The organism is Methylobacterium sp. J-078, assembly GCF_022829285.1.
In the GTDB taxonomy this organism is placed as follows: Bacteria; Pseudomonadota; Alphaproteobacteria; order Rhizobiales; family Beijerinckiaceae; genus Methylobacterium.
This window is the reverse complement of the sequence record NZ_JAKSYI010000038.1, coordinates 109,156-124,294: the sequence shown is the minus strand read 5'-3', so window position 1 is coordinate 124,294 and position 15,139 is coordinate 109,156. Positions and strand designations below refer to the sequence as shown.

General features: G+C 71.1%; 17 protein-coding genes. 11 read left to right on the top strand and 6 right to left on the bottom strand.

All coding sequences use genetic code 11. The features are described 5' to 3' along the window. Positions 1 to 17: 17 nt before the first annotated feature. The gene (locus MKK58_RS03820; RefSeq protein ID WP_243910834.1) at positions 18 to 812 is read right to left on the bottom strand and encodes a DNA-binding protein; all 795 of its coding nucleotides are present in this window, start codon (positions 810 to 812) and stop codon (positions 18 to 20) included. Between the two features lie 626 nt (positions 813 to 1,438). Between MKK58_RS03820 and MKK58_RS03815 the strand changes: the two genes are divergently transcribed. The 3 genes from MKK58_RS03815 to MKK58_RS03805 all read left to right on the top strand — a co-directional run bounded on the left by MKK58_RS03815 (position 1,439) and on the right by MKK58_RS03805 (position 2,211). Beyond that, entirely contained in the window at positions 1,439 to 1,612 is a 174-nt protein-coding gene (locus MKK58_RS03815) for a ribosome modulation factor (protein WP_243910833.1), read from the top strand. 32 nt (positions 1,613 to 1,644) lie between these two features. Next, positions 1,645 to 1,827 carry a DUF3606 domain-containing protein gene (locus MKK58_RS03810; protein WP_003600567.1) on the top strand — a complete coding sequence of 61 codons (183 nt, stop codon included), beginning with the start codon at positions 1,645 to 1,647 and terminating at the stop codon, positions 1,825 to 1,827. Between the two features lie 132 nt (positions 1,828 to 1,959). Continuing rightward, on the top strand, positions 1,960 to 2,211 hold the full coding sequence (locus tag MKK58_RS03805; protein WP_243910832.1) for a DUF6894 family protein: 252 nt from the start codon (positions 1,960 to 1,962) through the stop codon (positions 2,209 to 2,211). Between the two features lie 35 nt (positions 2,212 to 2,246). On the opposite strand, the gene MKK58_RS03800 is transcribed toward MKK58_RS03805, so the two are convergent. Continuing rightward, complete coding sequence (locus MKK58_RS03800; RefSeq protein WP_243910831.1) at positions 2,247 to 2,468, bottom strand: DUF2735 domain-containing protein; 222 nt, start codon at positions 2,466 to 2,468, stop codon at positions 2,247 to 2,249. 296 nt (positions 2,469 to 2,764) lie between these two features. Here MKK58_RS03800 and MKK58_RS03795 point away from each other — a divergent pair, with 296 nt between their 5' ends. The 5 genes from MKK58_RS03795 (at position 2,765) to MKK58_RS03775 (ending at position 7,691) form a co-directional block, all read left to right on the top strand. Further along, positions 2,765 to 2,908, top strand: coding sequence for a hypothetical protein (locus MKK58_RS03795; RefSeq protein ID WP_243910830.1), 144 nt, complete (start codon positions 2,765 to 2,767; stop codon positions 2,906 to 2,908). 250 nt (positions 2,909 to 3,158) lie between these two features. Next, positions 3,159 to 3,611, top strand: a complete 453-nt coding sequence (locus tag MKK58_RS03790; RefSeq protein WP_243910829.1) for a helix-turn-helix domain-containing protein — start codon at positions 3,159 to 3,161, stop codon at positions 3,609 to 3,611. A 145-nt stretch (positions 3,612 to 3,756) separates the two neighbouring features. Further along, positions 3,757 to 4,935 (top strand): methionine adenosyltransferase, encoded by a 1,179-nt coding sequence (gene metK / locus MKK58_RS03785; protein ID WP_243910828.1) that lies wholly within the window; start codon positions 3,757 to 3,759, stop codon positions 4,933 to 4,935. Positions 4,936 to 5,014: 79 nt separating this feature from the next. After that, on the top strand, positions 5,015 to 5,725 hold the full coding sequence (locus tag MKK58_RS03780; protein ID WP_243910856.1) for a tRNA (guanine(46)-N(7))-methyltransferase TrmB: 711 nt from the start codon (positions 5,015 to 5,017) through the stop codon (positions 5,723 to 5,725). A 250-nt stretch (positions 5,726 to 5,975) separates the two neighbouring features. Next, entirely contained in the window at positions 5,976 to 7,691 is a 1,716-nt protein-coding gene (locus MKK58_RS03775; RefSeq protein WP_243910827.1) for an HWE histidine kinase domain-containing protein, read from the top strand. 3 nt (positions 7,692 to 7,694) lie between these two features. Here MKK58_RS03775 and MKK58_RS03770 read toward each other — a convergent pair whose 3' ends face one another. Further along, on the bottom strand, positions 7,695 to 8,672 hold the full coding sequence (locus MKK58_RS03770) for a hypothetical protein (RefSeq protein WP_243910826.1): 978 nt from the start codon (positions 8,670 to 8,672) through the stop codon (positions 7,695 to 7,697). Between the two features lie 208 nt (positions 8,673 to 8,880). Between MKK58_RS03770 and MKK58_RS03765 the strand changes: the two genes are divergently transcribed. From MKK58_RS03765 to MKK58_RS03755, 3 genes are all read left to right on the top strand, one after another. Then, positions 8,881 to 9,480, top strand: a complete 600-nt coding sequence (locus tag MKK58_RS03765) for a superoxide dismutase (protein ID WP_243910825.1) — start codon at positions 8,881 to 8,883, stop codon at positions 9,478 to 9,480. Positions 9,481 to 9,653: 173 nt separating this feature from the next. After that, positions 9,654 to 11,189 (top strand): murein biosynthesis integral membrane protein MurJ, encoded by a 1,536-nt coding sequence (gene murJ, locus MKK58_RS03760; RefSeq protein WP_243910824.1) that lies wholly within the window; start codon positions 9,654 to 9,656, stop codon positions 11,187 to 11,189. A 9-nt stretch (positions 11,190 to 11,198) separates the two neighbouring features. Then, on the top strand, positions 11,199 to 11,876 hold the full coding sequence (locus tag MKK58_RS03755) for a haloacid dehalogenase type II (protein ID WP_243910823.1): 678 nt from the start codon (positions 11,199 to 11,201) through the stop codon (positions 11,874 to 11,876). An 88-nt stretch (positions 11,877 to 11,964) separates the two neighbouring features. On the opposite strand, the gene MKK58_RS03750 is transcribed toward MKK58_RS03755, so the two are convergent. The 3 genes from MKK58_RS03750 to tlpA form a co-directional block, all read right to left on the bottom strand. Beyond that, positions 11,965 to 13,653 carry a methyl-accepting chemotaxis protein gene (locus tag MKK58_RS03750; RefSeq protein ID WP_243910822.1) on the bottom strand — a complete coding sequence of 563 codons (1,689 nt, stop codon included), beginning with the start codon at positions 13,651 to 13,653 and terminating at the stop codon, positions 11,965 to 11,967. 132 nt (positions 13,654 to 13,785) lie between these two features. After that, positions 13,786 to 14,328, bottom strand: a complete 543-nt coding sequence (locus MKK58_RS03745; RefSeq protein ID WP_243910821.1) for a hypothetical protein — start codon at positions 14,326 to 14,328, stop codon at positions 13,786 to 13,788. Positions 14,329 to 14,482: 154 nt separating this feature from the next. Continuing rightward, positions 14,483 to 15,109, bottom strand: coding sequence for a thiol:disulfide interchange protein TlpA (gene tlpA, locus MKK58_RS03740; protein WP_243910855.1), 627 nt, complete (start codon positions 15,107 to 15,109; stop codon positions 14,483 to 14,485). Between the last annotated feature and the right edge of the window lie 30 nt (positions 15,110 to 15,139).

Sequence of the window (15,139 nt, the reverse complement as noted above, 5' to 3'; positions counted from 1 at the left end):
CATCGAGACCATGCCGTTCAGCGCCGCGGCGCCCGCTCCCCGTCCAGAATTTCGATCACGTCCGCGCTCGCGACGTCGAGGGTCGGACCGCGCCAGGCTTCGAGCCGGCCCCGGACGCGGACCTCCCGCCCCCGCAGGCTCTCGGCACTCAAACCACGTTCCTGCAACCGGCGCCAAGTGCGTTTCGACACGGTCACGGTGAGCCCGTCCTCACCCTTGCGCGCGAAGTCGAGATAGGTCCGGCGCGCGCGCTCGCCGACCCGGAGCACGGCGCCCTGCGCCACCACGAAGCGTCCCATCCGTGCCCTCAGGGCGGCGCCGTCGCGGACCCCGGGGCCGGCCTGACTCCAGAGTCCGCGTCCCGCCCGCCGCGCGCCCGCCTCCAGGGCGAGGAGGGCCGGCCGGCACAGGGTCTCGCGCTCCCCGGCATCGACGGGCACGAGCCCGGCTTCCACGAGGCCGCCCGCCAAGTCGACCGGCGCCAAGTCCATCCGCGTGCGTTCCGAGGGGGCGGGCGCGGCGCGGGCCTCGCCCTCGAGGCTGGCATCCACGTGGTCCCGGCCCCAGCGGTCCGTCTCGCCGCGAGCCACCAGCGTGAGGCTGCGCCCCCGATAGGCCAGGAGCCAGGCCTGCGCGGCGGCATCCGCGCCCGCCTCGTCCGGCCAGTGGATGCCCGCGAGGACCGCGCGGGCGCCGGAGGCGAGGGCGAGTTCCCCGCGCGGGCCCAGGCCCGCGAGGGTGTCCCTGCGGGCTGGGGCTTCCCGGCACTCCACCGTGGCGCCCGCGGCCGGGCGCGCCGGTCCGGAGGTCATGAGGGCGCTTACGAGGAGCACCCCGCCGCCGATCGCCGATCGTCGATGCGCCCCCGTCACGATGTCCGCTCCCGGCGATCTGTTCGAATCCGAGCCCATTGTGCCGCCCGGACCCGGCCCCCCGCAAGGAAGCCCGGGCCGCCGGGCGGACGGTTCATGCCGCATTGCGGCAGGAGAGACACAGGTGGCGCCCCCGGTTGGCGGGCCGGCGCGATGATGCTAGGACGCCCTCGGTGAGTCTCCGTAGCTCAGCTGGACAGAGCACAGGTTTCCTAGATCACAATTGGGCGTCGCGAGGGGAAACCACGCGGCGGATCCGCTCAAATTCGGGGAACGCCCACCGTCCGCTCGGACGCGGCCGATCCCGAGCCAAGCCCGATGCCCGTTCCGCGGGCGCCGGGACGGTGTAGAGACTAGACGGGCGGCACCTAAGGGCTCCGGCGACGGCGCCTACGGTGAAGGGATAGTCCAGACCACGAACGCACCCTGGCGCAGGGGGCGGCGGCGGAAGCCGAAGTGGGATGAAACCTGGGGTCGCAGGTTCGAGACCTGCCGGGGACGCCACCATCTCTCGGCTCGAAGCGGCACCGCTTGGAGTGCGCGCGGGGGCGCCCTATCTCCCGGGCATGACAGAGCCGCCGGACGACAATCTCGATCACTACGCGTTGGGCTTCTACGCCCCGGGCAAGGGCCTGGCGCGGGCGGATTGCCCCTATGCCGTGGGGACCGAGGCCCACGCGCAGTGGACCGCCGGATACGATGCGGCGCTCGCCGAGCGCGAGGGCACGCAGGAGAGCTGACAGCCGTCCGCGTCCCCGAGGAAGGAACAGCCATGGCCGGTCTCAAGGACAAGCGTGGCTTCATCGACAAGGACCGCCTGGACCTTTCCGAACGGAAGGCCGTGGAGTTCTGGATGAAGCGCTGGGGCGTGACCCAGGACCAGCTCACGGCGGCGCACCGGAAGGTCGGCCGGATGACCAAGGATATCGCAGCCGAGTTGGGCAAGAAGCGCTAGCGAGACGCGCCGGGCCGTACCGGTGCGGAGATCTACGCCTCGGGGGCGCGCCGAGCATAAGAACTTGGTCCGGGCCGGTTCGCCCGGATACCTTCACCCGAAGCGGCGCGCAGCGCGCCCGGAGCCGTGCGGATGCCCCGCTACTTCTTCCATACGCATGTGGGCGCGGACGTCGTCGCTGATCCCGTCGGTACGGACCTGCGCGATCCCGACGCGGCCTGGTCGACCGCCCGCGACACCATCCGGGCCATGATGGCCGAGCCGCGCAACCAGGCGCGCCTGATGGGGGCCTGTCTCGTGGTCACCGATGCGGAGGGCGAGGTGATCCTGGAATTCCCATTCGCCGAGGCGATGGCCGGGCCGGGGGACGGCTCGGTCCACTGAGCGCCGGCGACCCGGCCGGCTCGGGCTTCGCCGGGTCAGGGTTTGATAGTGGTGGCCGCCTCGTCGATCGCCGCCTGGTGATACCAGCTATCCATGAAGCAGGGCTGCGCGGGCTGGCGCGGCTTGTCGCGACCGGACAATCCGGTGGTCAGGCCCGTGATCGTGCCCGCGGTCCTGGTCGTGCCCTTGCCCGTCGAGCCGGCTCGTCCCGGGAAGGGAAGGATCGTCGCCGTGTGTTGATGGTGCCCCATAGTCATGAGTGGTAATGTCCTTTGGTGCACTGCGCTCGCGCCGTGCCAGGACTAGAGTATAGGCATGGTCGCCTGCATTTGCATCGTGGATTCGCTCATAAAACAGCCTGTTGCGAGAAATATAGGCGTGCTGAATATTCTTCCACGTTCGGTCAAGGGAACTGACCGAAATCGCGCCGATTCCGGGCGAGGCCATTCTGCGGGCAGTGGAACGCCGGACGACGGCACGCCCATGTGCGCCACCGCAAGGCCACGCTTCGCATCCGAGGCTACACGCTCGGCCTCGACAGGGGGCGGACGCGATGACCTCGAAGGTAATGCTGGTGTTGACGCTGATCGTCTATCTGACGACCGGCCGGGCGCCCGGCATGCGCGAACTGCGCAATCCCGATGCGGAGGCGGGCATGGGCCGCGTGGCCCACGCCCTGAAGCGGGACCTCGTCTGAGGCCCGCGGCCCGGAACGCTCATGCGGGGGAAAGTGGACCTTCGGGGCAAGAAAGCCTGGCAAGAAAGCTTGGCAAGAAAGCCCGGCAAGAGAGCCCTGTGACAGAGCCGGGCAAGCGTGGCCGGTTTGACGCGCTCCATGGCTGGACATAACGTTCCGCCGCCGCAGGATGGGGGCGGCGGGATGCCGGTCCCGGCGAGCCCGGACACGCCTTCGGGACGGGCGCGGCGCTGAGGACGGGACGGGCGGAATGGCTGGGCAGAAGACCGACGCGCGCGACGCGTATGTGGGGCAGCGGATCGCCGAGCAGCGCAAGAAGGCGTCGCTGACCCAGAAACGGGTCGCCCAGTGCTTCGGCATGTCGGCCGCGCAGTTGCAGAAGTACGAGAAGGGCACGAACCGCATCAGCGCCCTGCATCTCGACACCTTCAGCCGCCTGACGGGCGTGCCCATCGCCTACTTCTTCGATGGGCTGGACCGAACCGACCCGGATGTCCCCGGGTTCTCGGAAGTGCCGCAGCAACCCTACGATGCGGATGCGGTCGCCCGTTCTCCGAATGCGTCCTCGAAGGATGGCTCCAAGGATTCCTGGGAGGGGCTCGCCGAGGTCGTGGCCCGGCACGTGGCCGAGCACTTCTCGGAGGACGAGAAGCTGCGGATCGCGGCGGCCCTGAAAGTTCTCGACCGGCGCCTCGGCGGCTGATTTAGCGGACGCTTCGTTTGTTTGAGCGGATTCATCCGGTTTTTCGTCTTGACCGATCCGGGGGCGACTGCCAGACACGCACCCGTCGAAAGATCAGGTGAAGCGCCGCGACGACTTGGGCGCGCCTAGACTCGGGGGCCCTTCAATGCCGCGTTCCAACTACCTCTTCACGAGCGAATCGGTCTCCGAGGGGCATCCCGACAAGGTCTGCGACCGGATCTCCGACACCGTCGTGGATGCCTATCTCGCGGCGATGCCGGAAGCCCGCCTCGGCGTGGAGACGCTGGCCACCACGAACCGCATCGTCATCGCGGGCGAGGTGCGCGGCCCCGATTCCGTGACCTTCGAGCAGCTGGAGCACCTTACCCGCGAGGCGGTGAAGGACATCGGCTACGAGCAGTCGGGCTTCCACTGGAAGAACAACGACATCGCGATCCACCTGCACGCCCAGTCCGCCGACATCGCCCAGGGCGTCGACGCGGCCGGCAACAAGGACGAGGGCGCGGGCGACCAGGGCATCATGTTCGGCTACGCGTCCGACGAGACGCCCGAGCTGATGCCGGCGCCGATCTACTACGCCCACAAGATCCTCAAGGACCTCGCCGACGCGCGCAAGGGCAAGCAGGGCGATGCCGCCAAGCTCGGCCCCGACGCCAAGAGCCAGGTCACGGTGCGCTACGAGAACGGCCGCCCGGTGGGCGTCACCCAGATCGTGCTCTCCACCCAGCACATCGACGAGAGCCTCGATTCCGCCGACGTGCGCGCCATCGTCGAGCCCTACATCCTCGCCGCCCTGCCGCAGAACTGGGTCTCCGAGGAGACGGTCTGGCACGTGAACCCCACGGGCAAGTTCGTCATCGGCGGTCCCGACGGCGATGCCGGCCTCACCGGCCGCAAGATCATCGTTGACACCTACGGCGGCGCGGCCCCCCATGGCGGCGGCGCCTTCTCGGGCAAGGACCCGACGAAGGTCGACCGCTCGGCCGCCTACGCGGCCCGCTACCTCGCCAAGAACGTGGTGGCGGCCGGCCTCGCCACGCGGGCCACGATCCAGCTCGCCTACGCCATCGGCGTCGCCAAGCCGCTCTCCATCTACGTCGACCTGCACGGGACCGGCCAGGTGGACGAGGCCCGGCTCGAGGACGTGCTCATGAACGCCCTCGACCTGTCGCCCCGCGGCATCCGCACGAAGCTCGGCCTCAACAAGCCGATCTACGCCCGCACCTCGGCCTACGGCCATTTCGGCCGCGCCCCGGAGGCCGATGGCGGCTTCTCGTGGGAGCGCACCGACCTCGCCGACAGCCTCAAGTCGGCCCTGGCCTGACCCCATGAGCCTGGGGCGGGACCATCTCCCGCCCCATCCGGGCGGGCACCCGGCCGACGCGGGCGGGCACCCGGCCGATATGGGCGGGCACGATATCGAGGGTGTGGACGGCGCCGAGCGCGCCTTCTACGGTCGCCGCAAGGGCAAGCGCCTGCGCGCCGGCCAGGAGCAGCGCCTCACCGAACTTCTGCCGGTGCTGCGTCTGGCCCTGCCGCCGGCCGGCCAGTTCCTCGATCCGAAGGCCCTGTTCCCGGTCCCCACCGACGAGGTCTGGCTGGAGATCGGTTTTGGCGGCGGCGAGCACCTCGCGGCCCAGGCCGGCGCCCATCCCCGCACCGGCATCATCGGCGCGGAGCCGTTCGTGAACGGCGTCGTCAAGCTCCTGCGCGCGGTGGACGAGGCGGCCTTGCGCAACGTCCGGATCTGGGACGAGGACGCCACGGCGCTGCTGGCCGCTCTGCCGGATGCGAGCCTCGCCCGGGTCTACCTGCTCTACCCCGATCCCTGGCCCAAGCGCCGGCAGCGCAAGCGCCGCTTCGTCTCGGACGGCGCGCTCGCCGAGATCGCCCGGGTGCTCAGGCCCGGCGGCGTCTTCCGCTTCGCCAGCGACATCGACGACTATGCCGGCTGGACCCTGGTGCGGGCCGCCCGCTGCCCGGACCTGACCTGGACCGCGACGACGGCGTCCGACTGGACGCGGCCCTGGGCCGACTGGCCGGGCACGCGCTACGAGGCCAAGGCCCTGGCGGCCGGCCGGCCGCCGAGCTACCTTGAGTTCCGGCGCGCCTAACCCACCTGAGCATCGGCGCGACGCGCCGACCGGCGGGTCGCTCGGAAATCCCGTGGGACCCGCGCGACGCGGCCTTGTTCCGCCCGATCTTCGGTTGTCTGATGGCAGCGGACGAGGGCGGGACCGCCGACGCGCGGCCGGGCCGGCTGAGTGAGGTTGTGAGAGTGCAGGACGCATCGAACACGCCCTCGGTCGCCGGCATCGGGTCACGGGTGAAGCGATCGCCCGCACGGGTGATGCGATCACCCGCATGAGTGACGCCGCCGATGCCGACCTCCACGCGATTGCGTTCGCCCAGGCGCCGGTGGGCCTCCTCGTCGTCGACGGCGCCGGCCTGATCCGGAACGCCAACCCCACCCTCTGCCAACTCCTCGGCTATTCCGCCGGTGCCCTCGACGGCCGGGCCCTCTCGGTGCTCGGCGCCGTGGCGCAGCGCGTCTGCATCCGGCGCTGGCTGCGGGCGGACGGGACCGGCCTCGACGTGCGCATCCGGCCCTCGCCGGCGCGCGGCGATTTTCAGGTGCTGGCGGTCGAGGCCGTCGATCCCGACGAGGTCGCGCGGGCCGACGAGAACCGGGCCGCCCTGACCGCCGCCGGCCTCGGCGAGTGGCGCTACGATTTCGGCGACGGGCAGGTGGTGCTCTCGCGCCGGGCCGCGCACATCCTGGGTCACGCCCCGGGGGCGGCCGTCACCTGGGCGACCCTCCAGGCCGCCCTGGAGCCAGGCGAGACCGACCGCATACGCGCCCAGGTCCGTGCCTCCCTGCGCGACACCCGGCCCTTCGCCCTGGAATGCCGCCTGCGCCGGGACAGCGACGGCGTCGCCATCAACGCCGAGGTGCGGGGGCAGGCGATCCTCGGGCCCGATGGCGGGCGCCGGCCCGTGGCCGTCGTGGGGGTGATCGAGGACATCACGACCCGCGTGGAGGGACGCAACGCCCTGCGGGCCGGCGAGCAGCGCCTGCGCATCGCCACCGCGCTGGCCGAGCTCGGCATCTTCGAGTGGCACATGCTCGACGACCACGCGATCTGGGAGAACGAGCGCATGTTCGCGATCTTCGGGCGCGTGCCGTCCGATGGCGCGCTCGGCAAGCGCGAGTTCCTCGACGCCGTGCTCCACCCGGAGGACCGCCCGGCCTTCCGCGCCGCGATCACCCGCGCCTTGCGCGAGGACAGCGTCCTGGAGGCGACGGGCCGCATCCGCCGCCTCGGGGACGGGGCCTGGCGCACCCTCGACTTCGCCGGACGCTTCGAGCGCGACGCCGCCCACCGCCTGCCCCGCCGCCTGATCGGGGTCGTGGCCGACGTGACGGAGCGGCGCCTCGCCGAGGAGCGCCAGACCCTGCTGATCCGCGAACTGCACCACCGGGTGAAGAACACCCTGGCCACCGTGCAGGCCATCGTGGGCTCCACCGCGCGCACCGCCTCCAGCATCGAGAGCTTCTACGAGGCCTTCGTCGGGCGGATCATGTCGCTGGCCCACACCCACTCGGTCCTCACCGAGGACACCTGGCAGACCGCCTCCCTGCGAAATCTCCTCGTCAACGAGTTGAAGCCCTATGCCGAGGGGGCTCTCGACGGTGAGGGGGATGCCCGCATCCAGCTCGCAGGGCCCTCCGTCGACCTGTCCTCGGAACTCGCGGTGCCGATCGGCATGGCGATCCACGAACTCACCACCAACGCGGCGAAGTACGGCGCCCTCTCCACCCGCGACGGCCGGGTCGCGATCACCTGGGACCTGCGGCCCGGCGGGCCGGCCGGCACCCTGCATTTCACCTGGGTGGAGCGCGGCGGACCCGCCGTCAGCCCGCCGAAGCGCCAGGGATTCGGCTCGCGCCTGCTCCAGCGCGTGCTCACCGCCCAGGTCCGCGCCGAGGTGACGATGGAGTACCCGCCGGACGGGTTCTGCCTGACGATGCTGGCGCCGCTGCCGGTCCGCAACGACGCCCTCAATCCGCTCGCCTGATCCTCAGGCAGCCCCGCGCGCGTCCGTCTCGCCGCCGGCCTCCACGAAGGCCTTGAGTTCGTCGAGGGACGCGAAGGTGTAGCGGCCGCGCGGCGTCTCGGCCTCGATCACCCCCGTCGAGAACATCACGTAGGTGTTGCCGCCCGAGGCATAGGTGCCGACCACCTGACGCTCCGGCTCCGACGGAGGCTCCGGCTCGGGCTGCGGCGCCTCGACGGGCGCGGGCGCGACGGGCTCCGGCTCGGGCTGGTGCGCGACGGGCTCGTTGACGGGCTCTTCGACGACCGGTTCCTGCGCGACGGGCTCGGGCTCGGCGAGGGCGGGGCGCAGGACCACGGGCTCCGGTTCGGGCTCGGGCTGCGGCGCTTCCGGTGCCGGAGCGCCGAACAGCATCTCCTCCTCCGGCTGATGCACCGGGGGGGCGGGCTGGTGGAACTCCGGGTACCCGGCCTCGGGCTGCGGGGGCACTTCGGGATGGGGGCCTTCGGGATGGGACTCTTCGCGATGAGGTTCGGACGGCTGGGCCGCGGCGTCTTCCTCGGGCAGCAGGTTCGGCAGCAGCGGCTCGGCGGCGGCTGCCTCGGGAGCGGGCGGCGGGGGCGCCGGATCGAAGAAGGTCGGCTCCCGGCCGGAGCGCAGGGTGGTGGCGGCGCCGAGGCCCGCGCCGCCGAGGGCGCCGAGGCCGGCGGCCGTGACCGCGAGGCTCGGGCGCTGGCGCAGGGACGCCGACAGTTCGGATTCGGCGGCCTGGACGGGCGCGGCCTCGGCGCGCGGCGCCTCGCGCAGGACCTGCGCGAGGGCGCCGAGGCGGCGCGCGATCACGGCGAGCCCGAGGAGCACGGCGCCCGCCGAGGCCGTCGTCGCCCCCGCGATGGTCATGGCGAGCCCGCTCTCGAGCCGTACGAAGGGGAAGCCCTGGATGACCGATATGATGCCCCCGACGATCATGACGGCGGCCAGCGCGAACAGCGCGATGCTCATGGACTTCTCGACAAACGCCTGCACCTGACGGGTGCGGCGCGCACACTAAAGGTCTGGCGGGCATTTGCAAAATCCGACGCCGCCGGCGCGCCGGCATCGACCGGTCCGGGGCATCGACTTCGCCGGGGCATCGACTTAGGTATCGGCGCGTTGGTGCGGCGGCGGTGCACGCCGCTGCGCCGATGTCTCACGAGACGGAGAGTTGCCCATGACCTTCACCCTGCCCGAACTGCCCTACGCCTACGACGCGCTCGGCCCCTACATGTCGAAGGAAACCCTCGAGTTTCACCACGACAAGCACCACAAGGCCTATGTGGACACGGGCAACAAGCTGCTCGAGGGCACGGGGCTCGAGGGCAAGAGCGTCGAGGAGGTCCTGACCTCGGCCTACGGCAACAACCAGCCGCTCTTCAACAATGCCGGCCAGCACTACAACCACATCCACTTCTGGCAGTGGATGAAGCCCAACGGCGGCGGCGCCGCCCCGGGCGCGCTCGCCAAGAAGATCGACGAGGATCTCGGCGGCTTCGAGAAGTTCAAGGCCGATTTCATCCAGGCCGGTATCGGCCAGTTCGGCTCAGGCTGGGCCTGGCTCGCGGTCAAGGACGGCAAGCTCGCCATCATGAAGACCCCGAACGGCGAGAACCCCCTGGTGCACGGCGCCAAGCCGATCCTCGGCGTCGACGTCTGGGAGCACTCCTACTACATCGACTACCGCAACCGCCGGCCTGACTACCTCAAGGCGTTCATCGAGAACCTGGTGAACTGGGAGCACGTCGAGGCCATGTACGGCGAAGCCACCAAGTAAGGTCTTCCGTCCGTCGATCCGCGCCGCGAGCCACCCGGCTCGCGGCGTTGCCGTGTCCGGTCCCAAGCGAGTTCGCTGCCCGGATCGCAGGCGCACGAGTCCCTCCCGCCTGCTCCGCAGGCACCCTTCCCCGCAGAGGGGGGAGGGATCGCGACGTCCGTCGAGCGAGCCTCATGATCCGCAGCATCCTCTCCGTCGGCGGCTGGACGCTGGTCTCCCGCGTCACCGGCTTTGCCCGCGACGTGGTGATGGCCGCGATCCTGGGCGCCGGGCCGGTGGCCGACGCCTTCGTGGTGGCCTTCCGCCTGCCGAACCACTTCCGGGCGATCTTCGGCGAGGGCGCCTTCAACACCGCCTTCGTGCCGAGCTACGCGGGCCTTTCGGAGACGGACCGGGCAGAGGCCGGCGCGGCCCGGCGCTTCGCCGACCGCATCTTCACCCTCATGCTCCTCGTGCAGATCGTCGTCCTGGTCCTCGCTCTGGCGGCGATGCCCTGGGTGGTTCGGGCCCTGGCCCCGGGCTTCTCCGAGGACCCGGAGCGCTTCGCACTGGCCGTCTCGCTGACCCGGATCACCTTCCCGTACCTCCTGTTCATTACCCTGGTGACCCTGTTCTCCGGCCTTCTCAACGCCCACCGGCGCTTCGCGGTGGCGGCCGGCGCCCCCGTGCTCCTCAACCTGTCGATGCTGGCGGCCCTCGGTCTCTCCGCGTTCTTCCCCAACGCGGCCTACGCCGCCGCCTGGGGCGTCTCGCTCTCGGGCGTCCTGCAATTCGCCCTGGTCTGGTGGGCGTGCCGGCGCGCTGGGATCGCGCCGCGGCTGGCCGCGCCAACGCTCAGTGATCCGGCGATGCGGCGCTTCTTCACCGTGCTGGGGCCGGCGGTGATCGGCTCGGCCGGGTTCCAGATCTCCGCCTTCGCCGACACCATCCTGGCGAGCCTGCTGCCCACCGGAGCGATCTCGGCCCTGTGGTACGCCGACCGGCTCTACCAGCTGCCCTTCGGGGTCATCGCCATCGCGGCCGGCACGGTGCTGCTGCCCGAGATGAGCCGGCGCATCGCGGGCGGCGACGTCACCGGGGCGCACGCGGCCCAGAACCGGGCGGCGGGCTTCTCCCTCGCCCTCGCTGCGCCCTTCACGGTGGCCTTCCTCACCCTGCCGGGCCTGATCATGGCAGCCCTGTTCCAGCGCGGCGCCTTCGGGGCGGAGGATGCCGCCCGCGCGGCCTCGGTGCTCGCCGCCTACGGGCTGGCGCTGCCCGCCGTGGTGCTCCTGCGCAGCGCGCTCGCGAGCTTCTACGCCCGCCAGGACACGATGACCCCGCTCATCGCCTCACTGACCGCCATCGCCGTCAACGTCGCCCTGAAGGTGGTGCTGACCGGACCCTACGGCGTCACCGGCCTCGCGCTCGCCACCGCCATCGGGCAGTGGATCAACCTCGGCCTCCTGGTGGCGCTGGCCTGGCGGCGCGGCTGGATGGCGCCGGGCCGGACCCTCGGCGTCACCGTCGTGGGGGTGGTGGTGGCCTGCGCGGCCCTCGCGGCCATCGCCCTCTATGGACTGCCCGTGGCCGAGGCCGTGGTGCCGGCCCTGCCGCGCCTGCGCGAGATCGCGGTACTGAGCGTCCTCGGGCTCGCCGGAACGCTGGTCTATACGGGCCTGTTGTTGGCGACGCTGCGCCTGCTCGGCATCCGCCTGCGGCGCACCTGAGGAGCCCGCATGCCCGATTCTCCCCGTGACTCCGAATCGCCCCGCATCGCCGTCTTCGACGCCTACGGCACCCTGTTCGACGTGCACGCGGCGGTGGCGCGCCATGCCGGGGCGGTCGGCCCGGACGCGGACAGGCTGTCGGAGATCTGGCGCGCCAAGCAGCTCGAATATTCCTGGGTGCTCGGGCTGATGGGGCGCCACGCCCCGTTCTGGGACCTGACCGAGCAGGCCCTGGATTACGCTCTGGCATGCTGCCCCGGCGTCGACCGGGCCCTGCGGGCGCCGCTCCTCGACGCCTATCGCGACCTCGATGCCTATCCGGAGGTGCTCGGCACGCTCCGGGCCTTACGCGCGGCGGGCTGGCGCACCGCGATCCTGTCCAACGGCGATGCCGGCATGCTGGAGCGGGCGGTGGCCTCCGCCGGGCTGGCGGACGACCTCGACGCGGTGCTCTCGGTGGAGGCCGCCCGGACCTTCAAGACCGCCCCGGCCGCCTACCGCCTCGCCACGGAGCAGTTCGGCGCCGCCCCCGGCGCCGTGCTGTTCTGCTCCTCGAACCGCTGGGACGTGGCGGGGGCTGCCGCCTTCGGGTTCCGGCCGGTCTGGGTCAACCGCAAGGGGTTGCCCGAGGAGTACCCGGATCACCCGCCCGACCGGGTGATCGGCAGCCTCGACGCCCTGCTCTGAGGGCTGCCCGGAGCGGCGCTTTGGCCTCCCGAACTGCGGCCCTTAGGCCGCCTGAACTGCGGCCCTTAGGCCGCCCGAACTGCGGCCCTTAAGCCGCCCGGATGGTGGCGAGGAAGTGGGCGACCTGACCTCCGAGGGCGTCGGACTGGCGCGCGAGGGCGGAGGCCGAGGCCAGCACCTGGGCGGCCGCGGCCCCCGTCTCCTCGGCGGCCCCGGCCACGCCCGCGACGTTCTGGGTGACCTCGCCGGTCCCGACCGAGGCCTGGGCGACGTTGCGCACGATCTCCTGGGTGGCCGCGCCCTGCTCCTCGACGGCGGCCGCGATCGAGGTCGCGACATCGCTGATCTCGCGGATGCGGCCGGTGATGCCGCCGATGGCCTCCACCGCCTGGCCCGTGGAGGCCTGGATGCGGGCGATCTGGCCCGTGATCTCGTCGGTGGCCCGGGCCGTCTGGTTGGCGAGTTCCTTGACCTCCGCCGCCACCACCGCGAAGCCACGGCCTGCCTCGCCGGCGCGCGCCGCCTCGATGGTGGCGTTGAGCGCCAGCAGGTTGGTCTGGCCCGCGATCGTCGAGATCATCGCCACGACGTCGCCGATGCGCTGGGCCGCCTCGCTGAGGTCGCGCACGAAGGTCGCGGTCTGGCCGGCCTCGGTCACCGCCTCGCGGGCGAGGGTGGCCGAGCCCTGGACCTGGCGGCCGATCTCGACCACGGAGGAGCCGAGCTCCTCGGCCGCCGCCGCCACCGTGGTGACGTTGGAGGAGGCCTCCTCGGCGGCCGCCGCCACGGTGACGGAGCGCTGCGCGGTCTCGCCGGCATTGGCCGACATGCTGCCGGCCGTGGCCTGGAGCTGCGCCGCCGCCGTGCCGACCTGGGCCACGACGCCGCCCACCGCAGCCTCGAACCGGTCGGCGAGGGTGTGCATCGTCTGCCGGCGCAGGGCCTCGGCGCCCGCCCGGGCCGCCTCGGTCTCGGCTTCGAGGGCGCGGGTGCGGATGATGTTGTCCTTGAAGACCTGGACGGCGCCCGCCATCGCGCCGATCTCGTCGCCGCGCCCGGTTCCCGGCACGGCGATGCTGGCGTCGCCGTCGGCGAGGCGGCCCATGGCGTCGGTCATGTGGCGCAGGGGGCGGCTGACGCCGAGGGTCAGGCCGATGGCGGCGCCGGCCGCGATCAGCAGGGCGATCCCGATCAGGACGGTGGTGGTGAGGAGGGCGGTGTCGTAGGTGTCCTGCGCGTGCGCGCCGCTGGCGGCGGCACTGCGCTCCTCGTAGTCGACGAGCTTCTGGAGCGGGCCGAGCACCGCGTTCACCCCCGTCGACATGTCGGTGTTGTAGATGCGCTGGCCGCCCGCGGTGTCGCCGGCCTTCACCCGCGCGATCACGGATTCCTGCAGCCCCTTGTAGGCGGTCCAGTTCTTTTGGAAGTCCTCGTAGAGGGCGGCGGCCTCCGGCGATTTCGGCCGCGCCGCGAAGGCGGTCTGGACGCCGTTCATCTCGGCCTCGCGCTTGACCAGGGTGGCCGAGACCTCGTTGCGCAGTTCGGGAGTGTCGGCGGTGATCAGGCGCGCGCCGTTGGTCCGGGTGCGCAGCACCAGAACCTGCATCTTGCCCAGCAGCTGCACGTTCGGAAGCCGCTCCTCGCGCATCTCCCGCGCGACCCCGTTCACCGCGTGCAGCTGCATCAGCGCCGAGCCGCCGATCCCTGCCACGAGGAGGAAGACGAGGCCGAAGCCGAGGAACAGCTTCGTTCGGATGGAGAGCGCGCGGAGGGACATGCGGCGAGGAGCCCGTCTGGAGGAAGGCCTCGCATCATTCTTCAGAGGCGTTAAAAATTCCCCCGCATTCGCCTGGCGAGGGCGAAGTTCACCGCGAGTGACCATCCTGCACGGGCATCTTAGACTGAATAGTCAAGGTGATAATTTCCAGTTCGACTGATGAATGACCAGCGTCATTCCACGTCCGTCCGGGCTTTTCACCGACTGGCTCGTATAATCCGCCGTCCCCGAAATCCCGGCGTACTTGCCCGTGCCGCCAATGAAGACATGTGTGCCCTTGATGCCCTTGGCCTCGTAGGTGGAGAAGATCTGATCGCCGTCGGCGTCGCTGTCGATGCAGGAGCCGCGGTTCAGCGCCTCGCTGCCGACGACCTCGCGCATCCCGATGCAGCGGGTGCCCATGTTGTTGAACATCGGGCCGCCGGCGTCGTTCCGGGTGATCCCGGAGCTGTCGTAGGTCGTCACCGTGCGCTCCCCGAGCTTCATCGTGAGGAAGGAGGAGGTGACGTAGGTGGTCGAGTAGCTGTCGGTGCCACTGCGTGGCAATTCGGCGGCGTGCGCGAAGGGCGCGGCCAGCACGGCTGCGGACAGAAAGACCCAATGTCGTGACATGATGATCAAGCCTCCGTCTGAGAACAGGCGTAGAGACACTCGCGTCGATTCGATGTCGAGCAATCATGATCGCGACAGGAATATATGACAACTAAAAACTTTAGATTTTGTACTCGAAAACAGGTTTATCTCCCTTTTCGCGACTGTCGATGAACGCGCGGCGGGTGTTCTGTCCTAGTGGCAATCTTTGCGGGATTCGACCGAGCCGTTCCGTGGGTCAGGACCGGCCGAGGGCGGTCTCGATCAGCCTGATCCCATCGGCGCTGTCCCACTCCGCCGGCCCTTTCATGACGCCGAGGGTGCAGCCCCGCCCGTCCACCAGCAGGGTCGTGGGCAGGCCCAGCGACCCGGTGGCCTTCTGGATCGCCGGCAGCACGCGCCCGCCCGGGTCGGCGTAGTAAGCGAGCCGCGCGATGCCGTTCTGCTTGAGCCAGGCGGCGGGCGCGTCGAGGTTGCGGGTGTCGACGTTGATCGCCACCACCGTGAAATCCGGCCCGCCGAGCCGGGCCTGGAGCCGGTCGAGGGCTGGCATCTCGGCCTTGCAGGGGGCGCACCAGGTCGCCCACAGGTTCACGAGGCGCAGGCCCGTCACGCCCGCCAGGGTGGTGTCGACCCCCTCCGGGCCCCGGAAGGCGAGGGCGGGCGCCGGCACCGGCGGGACCGCGACCTGGAGGGCCGCGACCTCGCCCCGCGCCAGGGGCGCGATCCGGGCCGCCGCCGCTGCGGAATCCGCGCAAGGGGCGGAGTTGCCGCCGGTCGAGCCCGTCCCGTATACGGCAAGCCACGTGCCGAGGACGGCGACGAGGACGGCTCCGCCGGCGAGGGTCGCACGGATGCCGGGCATCATCGTTGCTTGCCCGAGTGGGCAGGGCGA